A 7,346-nucleotide genomic window follows, 5' to 3' on the forward strand; every position below is an offset into this window, starting at 1 on the left:
GCCATGCGGAGGTGTTTCGTCGCCTGCGCGAGTGGCCCGCCCTCAACAGCTGGGCTGGACTGACCTCGGCAGCCGCGCCTCACCCATTCGGGTGAGAGCGAATCACTCCCGGCGGCGAGCCAGTCCGGCGCCAGGCCACGGAGCGTGGAGATGGATCCCCGTCCCCGCTCCACCGCCATGCAGGCCAACACTGCCGCCCCTCGGCGCCGCCCTCCTCTCCGCACCGCTTCCACCCGGCTGCGGGCCGCCTCTCCTGACCACAGCAGCCACAACCGCACCCTGCTGCGGCGGCTGGGCCGCTCCGGGCCCAGGGCGGTGCAGCTGCACTGGCGCAACGCCCTGGTGGTGAACAACCTGGCCCTGGTGCGGATGGTGGCCCAGCGCGAAAGCCGCCGCACCGGCCAGCCCTTCGACGACCTCTGCTCCGTGGGCTACGAGGGGCTGGTGCGGGCCGTGGACAGCTTTGACACCAGCCGCCCGGTGAGCCTCAGCACCTATGCGGTGCCCTGCCTCAGGGGCGCGATGCAGATGGAGCGCCGCGACAGGCTGCAGCCCCTGCAGACTCCCCGGCGGCTGCGGGAGCTGAACCAGCGGGCCGATCGCTGGCTGGAGCAGCGTCGCAGCGCCGGGTTGCCGCCGCTGAACCTGGCGGCAATGGCCACCGCCCTGGGCTGCACGCAGGCCCAGCTGGAGGAGGCCGGCCGGGTGCGGCGGGCCCTGCAGCTGAGCAGCCTGGATGCGCCCCTGGGCAGCGATGGCGACGAGGGCGCCCCGCTGTGCCGACTCGACCTGCTCGCTGATCCCGCCAGCACCGCCTGCGACCACGCGGCGGACCAGCACGATCCCCAGCTCGCCTGGCTGCGCCGACACCTTGCCCGCCTCGCGCCCCTGGACCGGCAGCTCCTGGAAGGCCGCTGGATCGATGGCCTCACCTGGAGCGACCTGGCCAGGCAGCTGGGGCTAGCCCCCCAACACTGCCGGCAGCGGGGCGGTGAGCTGCTGGCCCAGCTTCAGGGCGAGGCCCACCAGAGCCAGAGCACAATCGCCAGCACCGCGGCCAGGGTGGTCTGAAGGCCATTCACCAGCTCGTTGCTGAGCCAGGCGAGGCGGGGCTGCAGGGTGGCACCGATCAGGCTTTCCACCAGGGTGGCCAGCAGCCCCACGGCCGCCACCAGCCCGGCGTCTGCCCAGCCGCCCAGCAGGCCCAGCAGGAGCATCCAGGCGGCCATCACCACGCTGCCCAGCAGGCTGGCCGCCGTGCCCTCCAGGCTGATCGCCCCCTCGGTGCCGGGAGGTACGGGCCTCAAGGTGGTGATCAGCAGGGTGTGGCGGCCCCAGCGCTTGCCGATCTCGCTGCCACAGGTGTCACCGAGCTTGGCGGCGAAGCTGGCGGCGAAGCCCACCAGCAACGGTGCCAGCCAGCTCATGGGCGCCAGGGCGGTGAGCATGGCCAGGGCGGCGCCGGGAGCCGCCGAGCCCCACACGTTCTCGGGTCCACGCCGGCCGCCGCGCGCCTCCGCCAGCCCGGCGCGCTGCTTGTGGCGCAGGCCCAGCCGGGTCACGGCCGAGCCCAGGGCCAGATAGCCCACCACCGCCAGCCAGCCCAGGGGCCCGAGGCAGCCCCACAACACGGTGCCGAGGGCGCCGGCATGGATCCAGCCGGCGCGGGTGAGCACAGGCAGCCGTTGGGCCGCGCTGATCAGGGCGGCATTGACCGCCAGGGCGACCAGCCAGGGGAGTGGCTGCTGGGGAGGTGGAACGAACACGAACGCAGGGCGGCGCCGAGGGATCGCGGCGGGGCTCCCCAGTGTGTGGCAGGGAGCATGTGTTGCACTGCCCTAAGCAGCAGGCCATGGCGGCGCCGGCCCAATGGATAATCGGCCACAGATGTTGCCGGCTCAGTCGCGATGGTGTTCAAGCGCAAGGGCTCCTTCTTCCTCGACCTCACCGGCGCCGGCGACACCAAGGCTGAACCGGTGCAGGTGGCAATCACGGAGGCCCCCCCCGCCAGCTCCAAGGGCACCAGCACGGCTGAGGTCACCGCCGCTCCCGAGCCCGCCGCTCAGCCSTCGGCCCAGCCCGCCGCTGCAGCGGCSGSCKCSRGMACGGCGCCCCCGGCSGCMTGGCGGTGGCGATCTGGACCACCACCCCCTGGACCCTGCCGGCCAACCTGGCGGTGTCGGTGAATGGCCGGCTCGACTACACGGTGTGCGCGGTGAGCCAGCCGACCGGGGAGGCGAGCGGGCCTGCTGCGGGGGCCAGCCATCTGGTGGTGGCCAGCGCCCTGCGGGAGCAGTTGGAGACCAGCCTCGGCCTGGGCCTGGCGCCCCTGCTGCAGCTCAAGGGGGCCGAGCTGGAGGGTGTGCGCTACCGCCATCCCCTGCTGGAGCGCACCAGCCCCGTGCTGCTCGGCGGCGACTACATCACCACCGAGGCCGGCACCGGCCTGGTGCACACGGCCCCCGGGCACGGAGTGGACGACTTCAACACCGGCCGCAAATACGGCCTGCCGGTGCTCTGTCCGGTGGACGAGGCCGGCACCCTCACGGCCGAGGCGGGGCCGTTCGCGGGCACCAACGTGCTCAAGGACGCCAACCCCGCCATCCTGGCGGCCCTGGAGCAGAGCGGCCTGCTGCTCAAGCAGGAGCGTTACGCGCACCGCTACCCCTACGACTGGCGCACCAAGAAACCCACCATCTTTCGGGCCACTGAACAGTGGTTCGCCTCCGTGGAGGGCTTCCGCAGCCAGGCCCTTGAGGCGATCGCCGCGGTGGAGTGGCTGCCCTCCAGCGGCCGCAACCGGATCGAGGCGATGGTGGGCGAGCGGGGCGACTGGTGCATCTCGCGCCAGCGCACCTGGGGGGTGCCGATTCCGGTGTTCTTCCACCGCCAGCGGGGCGACGTGCTGCTCAACGCCGACACCCTTGCCCACATCGAGGCCCTGATCGCCGAGCACGGCGCCGACGCATGGTGGCAGCGCGATGAAGCCGAGCTGCTGCCACCCGCCTATGCCGCCGAAGCGGCCGAGTGGCGCAAGGGCACCGACACCATGGACGTGTGGTTCGATTCCGGCTCCTCCTGGGCCGGCGTGCTGGGCGGCCTGGGCGGCAGCCAGGCGAGGGCCCCGGAGCTCACCTATCCCGCCGACCTCTACCTGGAAGGCAGCGACCAGCACCGGGGCTGGTTCCAGAGCAGCCTGCTCACCTCCGTGGCGGTGAACGGCACAGCCCCCTACCGCCGGGTCCTCACTCACGGCTTCGCCCTCGATGAGAAGGGCCGCAAGATGAGCAAATCCCTGGGCAACGTGGTGGATCCCACCGTGCTGGTGGAGGGCGGCAGGAATGAAAAGCAGGAGCCGGCCTATGGCGCCGATGTGCTGCGCCTGTGGGTGAGCTCGGTGGACTACTCCGCCGACGTGCCGCTGGGCCCAGGCATCGTCAAGCAACTCGCCGATGTGTACCGCAAAGTGCGCAACACGGCCCGCTATCTGCTCGGCAACCTACACGATTTCGACCCGCGGCCCGCCACTGCCGGGGGCGACGCGGTGGCCTACGACGCGCTGCCCCTGCTGGATGGCTGGATGCTGCAGCGCACGGCCTCACTGATCGATGCGGTGACCGCCGATTTCGAGCGCTTCGAGTTCTATCGCTTCTTCCAGGCCCTGCAGAACTTCTGCGTGGTGGATCTCTCGAACGTGTACCTCGACATCGCCAAGGACCGGCTCTACGTGAGCGCGGCAGGCTCGTTCCGGCGCCGCAGTTGCCAGACGGTGCTGAGCCTGGTGGTGGAGCGGCTGGCCGGCCTGATCGCCCCGGTGCTGTGCCACATGGCTGAAGACATCTGGCAGAACCTGCCCTATGCCGTGGCGGAGGCCTCGGTGTTCGAGCGGGGCTGGCCCACGGTGCCGGCCAGCTGGCGCCAGCCGGCCCTGGAGGAGCCCATGGACCAGATCCTGGCCCTGCGTGCCCTGGTGAACCGCCAGCTGGAGAGCTGCCGCAAGCAGGGCGGCAAGGGGCCTGAGTCCAAGGGGGGCGCTGACGGCCTGGGGGCCTCGCTGGAGGCTCAGGTGCACCTGGAACTCGGCAGCGACGCCGCCCCCCTGCGCCAGGCCCTGGCCTGGCTGGAGGCGAGCCCCTGCCCCGAGGTGGACAACCTGGCCGACTGGCTGCTGGTGTCCTCCCTGCAGCTCGGCGGCAGCCCCTTCGACACCGTTCTGGCGGCCGCCCGGGAGCAGGGCATCAGCGTGGCGATTGCCCGCGCCGAAGGCCAGAAGTGCGAGCGCTGCTGGCACTACACCCAGGACATCGGCCAGTACAGCGCCCACCCCAGCCTCTGCGGCCGCTGTGTGACCGCCCTGAGCTGAGCGGGCCCAGGGCCGGCGCGTCTCAGAGCCAGGCCTGGGGCTCCAGAAAGGCGCTGGCGGGCAGCGGCCCGGCCAGCACCACTTCTGAGCCTGGGGTCAGAGGACCCTGGAGCAGCTCAGCCGACTCCAGGCTGGCGGCGGCCGGCAGCACGGGCTGGTCGGGATCGAAGGCCGTGGGGTGGGTGGTGCTGCAGGAGAAACCCCGGAAGATCAGCAGCTCCAGCGGGTCGGCCTCCAGGCTGCCCCGCAGGCGCAGCACCCGATCCGGCCGGGCGCGGCTGAGCTCTTCCAGGCGGGCCAGCAGCTCAGAAGTCACCGGCCACCCTCCCCTGGCGCGGCAGGCGCACCAGCAGCCACTGCAGCAGGCCCACGGCGTAGCCCACCAGGCCCAGATAGCCCACGAAGGCGGCCACGGCAGGCGTCCACTGCCCCCCGAACACGAAGCCGAACACGGCGGCCCCATGGCGATGCAGCTCCTGGGGGGCCTGCAGCCAGGCCAGGCAGCGGGCGTCTCCCAGCCGCTCGGGGGCCATGCAGCCCAGGGCCGTGGCACTGAACAGGGCACTGAGCGGCGCCCAGAAGGTGATCGACCAGCGCCAGATGCGCAGGGTCAGCGGCAGCGGCCGCCAGGGGGGCAGGTCGGCGAGCTCCTCATTCAGATCCACCCACAGCCAGAGGCTCACCACCAGCAGCAAAGGGCCGATCAGCGCCAGCAGCAGCCCGGCGGGGCGGCGGTCGGTGAGCAGCAGCACCGCGATCAGCAGCAGGCTCGACACCTTCCAGTAGATCCCCAGCAGCCGCAGCAGCGCCCGCTCCCGCCGCAGGGCGGCCCAGAGCAGCAGCACCAGCGGCAGTCCCACGGTGAACAACACCGCCAAACGGACGTCCAGCCACACCAGGGAGCGGTACAGCGAATCCGGCACAGGCATGGTTCGGTAAGGCGCCATTATCCGCATGTGCTGCTGGCGATAGGGTCCGCCCATGGCTGCGTTCTCACTGCCCCGTTGGTTGATCCCGCGTCAGGGGCCCGGCCCCAACGCCCCGTGGTGCCGCACAGCCCTGTCCAGAGAGGCCTCCCTGGACGGCAGTCTTCAGGAGATCAGCCAGCAGCTGCGCGGGGTCGGCACTGCCGACCTGGCCCTGGTGTTCGTGTCCTCCAGCTACGCCAGCGATCTGCCCCGCCTGCTGCCCCTGTTGCAACAGCGCTTCAGGGCCAGCCACTGGCTCGGCTGCCTGGGCGGCGGCGTGGTGGGCACCCCGGCCGACGGACTCAGCTGCGAGCTGGAGCAGGAGCCCGGCATCAGCCTGATGCTGCTGGGGCTGCCGGGGGCGACGCTGCAGCCCTTCGCGATCCAGGGCGACGCCCTGCCCGATCTCGACGGGCCAGCTGAGCCCTGGCTGGCCTTGCTGGGTGATCCCGATCCCCGGGCCGCCCACTCGATGCTGCTGCTGATCGACCCGGCTTTCCCCGCCATCAACGACCTGATCAGTGGCCTCGACTACGCCTGTCCCGCTGCCGTGAAGGTGGGTGGGATCGCCGGCCAGCACAGCGCCCGCCACGGCTCGCTCCTGCTCGGTGATCAGGTGCTCAGCGGCGTGGTGGGCTGTCTGATCGGCGGCGCCTGGGGAATCGATCCAGTGGTGGCCCAGGGCTGCCGGCCGATCGGCCCGGTCTTCGAGGTGGAGCAGGCCGAGCGCAACGTGGTGCTGGAGGTGAGCCAGAACAGCCGCCGCAACAGCCCGGTGGCCGCCCTGCAGGACATCCTGATCGGCCTCTCAGCCCAGGAACGGGACCTGGTGAAGCACTCCCTCTTCCTCGGCGTGGGCCGCAACAGCTTCAGCCTCGACAGCAGTGAGACCAAGGAGCCCACGGCCTTCCTGGTGCGCAATCTGATCGGGGTGGATCCCCGCAACGGCGCCGTGGCGGTGGCGGAGCGGATGCGGGTGGGCCAGCAGGTGCAGTTCCAGCTCAGGGATGCCACCGCCTCACGCCAGGAACTGCGCCAGCTGCTGGCCAGCCAGGGAGACCGCCAGGCTCAGCCGCTGGCCACCCTGCTGTTCGCCTGCCTGGGCAGGGGCCAGGGGCTCTATGGCGAGGCCGATGGCGATGTGACGCTGTGCCGCGAGGCCTTCGGCACCCTGCCGGTGGCCGGAGCCTTCTGCAACGGCGAGATCGGCCCGATCGCCGGCGGCACCCATCTGCACGGCTACACCGCCAGCTGGGGTTTCCTGGTGCCCCGTGCCGACAGCGCAGCGCCCAGCGCCCGCGTGGAGGCCGGCGGCTGATGGTGCGTCAGCACGTCAACCCCCTCAGCAGCTACCACCAGGCTCCCCGGCCGCTGCCACCGCCAGCTGAGCTGTTTGAGCAGCCCAGCCGGCCGATCCATCTCGACATCGGCTGTGCCCGTGGCCGCTTTCTGCTGGCCATGGCCGAGGCCGAACCCCAGCGCAACTACCTGGGCCTGGAGATCCGCCTGCCGCTGGTGGAGGCCGCCGAGGCCGAGCGCGAGGCCCTTCAGCTGGCTCAGGCGCGGATCCTCTACGCCAACGCCAACGTGAGTCTGGGACCCTGGCTGGCCCAGCTGCAGCCGGGGCAACTGGAGCGCGTCTCGATCCAGTTCCCCGACCCCTGGTTCAAGCACCGGCACCACAAGCGACGGGTGCTGCAACCCGCCCTGCTGAACGCCCTGGCTGGTGCGCTGCTGCCGGGCCGGGAGCTGTTCATCCAGAGCGATGTGGAGGCGGTCGTGCTGCCGATGGTGGCGCTGATTGAGGCGAGCGGCTGCTTCACACGTCCCGCTGCCGACCCGCGGCCCTGGCGCCCCACCAACCCGCTGCCGGTGCCCACCGAACGGGAACGCTTCGTGCTGGACCGGGGCCTGCCGGTCTACCGGGTGCTCTACCGGCGCAATGACCAGCCAGTGCCGCCGCTGCTGGAGCGCCAACCGGGCGAGATTGCCACGGCAGCCCGCCACCCATGTTC

General features: G+C 71.5%; 6 protein-coding genes and 1 pseudogene. 4 read left to right on the forward strand and 3 right to left on the reverse strand.

Going from position 1 to position 7,346, the window contains the following annotated elements:
- Positions 1-150 precede the first annotated feature (150 nt).
- Positions 151-1,071 carry a sigma-70 family RNA polymerase sigma factor gene (locus IQ216_RS09640; RefSeq protein WP_193815300.1) on the forward strand — a complete coding sequence of 307 codons (921 nt, stop codon included), beginning with the start codon at positions 151-153 and terminating at the stop codon, positions 1,069-1,071.
- On the opposite strand, the gene IQ216_RS09645 is transcribed toward IQ216_RS09640, so the two are convergent.
- Positions 1,011-1,766, reverse strand: a complete 756-nt coding sequence (locus IQ216_RS09645; protein ID WP_193815301.1) for a DUF92 domain-containing protein — start codon at positions 1,764-1,766, stop codon at positions 1,011-1,013. The genes IQ216_RS09640 and IQ216_RS09645 overlap by 61 nt on opposite strands.
- A 362-nt stretch (positions 1,767-2,128) precedes the next feature.
- Here IQ216_RS09645 and ileS point away from each other — a divergent pair.
- Positions 2,129-4,363: pseudogene (gene ileS / locus IQ216_RS09650) on the forward strand (isoleucine--tRNA ligase); the annotation flags it as partial.
- Positions 4,364-4,385: 22 nt separating this feature from the next.
- On the opposite strand, the gene IQ216_RS09655 reads toward ileS, so the two are convergent.
- Positions 4,386-4,679 carry a hypothetical protein gene (locus tag IQ216_RS09655; RefSeq protein ID WP_193815302.1) on the reverse strand — a complete coding sequence of 98 codons (294 nt, stop codon included), beginning with the start codon at positions 4,677-4,679 and terminating at the stop codon, positions 4,386-4,388.
- Positions 4,669-5,286, reverse strand: a complete 618-nt coding sequence (locus IQ216_RS09660) for a DUF3177 family protein (RefSeq protein ID WP_193815303.1) — start codon at positions 5,284-5,286, stop codon at positions 4,669-4,671. Before IQ216_RS09660 ends, IQ216_RS09655 begins: the two co-directional genes overlap by 11 nt.
- 58 nt (positions 5,287-5,344) lie before the next feature.
- Here IQ216_RS09660 and IQ216_RS09665 point away from each other — a divergent pair, with 58 nt between their 5' ends.
- Both IQ216_RS09665 and trmB read left to right on the forward strand, forming a co-directional pair.
- On the forward strand, positions 5,345-6,649 hold the full coding sequence (locus tag IQ216_RS09665) for an FIST N-terminal domain-containing protein (protein WP_193815304.1): 1,305 nt from the start codon (positions 5,345-5,347) through the stop codon (positions 6,647-6,649).
- A gap of 2 nt (positions 6,650-6,651) precedes the next feature.
- Positions 6,652-7,346, forward strand: a 695-nt coding sequence (gene trmB / locus IQ216_RS09670; protein ID WP_193815305.1) for a tRNA (guanosine(46)-N7)-methyltransferase TrmB, incomplete at its 3' end; no start/stop codon positions are given.

The sequence above is a fragment of the Cyanobium sp. LEGE 06143 genome (genome assembly GCF_015207535.1).
Lineage (GTDB): Bacteria > Cyanobacteriota > Cyanobacteriia > PCC-6307 > Cyanobiaceae > NIES-981.

Excerpts from the sequence above, each read along its gene's own strand:
- IQ216_RS09665 (WP_193815304.1), top strand. The coding sequence starts at position 5,345 with ATGGCTGCGTTCTCACTGCCCCGTTGGTTGATCCCGCGTCAGGGGCCC.
- IQ216_RS09640 (WP_193815300.1), top strand. The coding sequence starts at position 151 with ATGGATCCCCGTCCCCGCTCCACCGCCATGCAGGCCAACACTGCCGCC.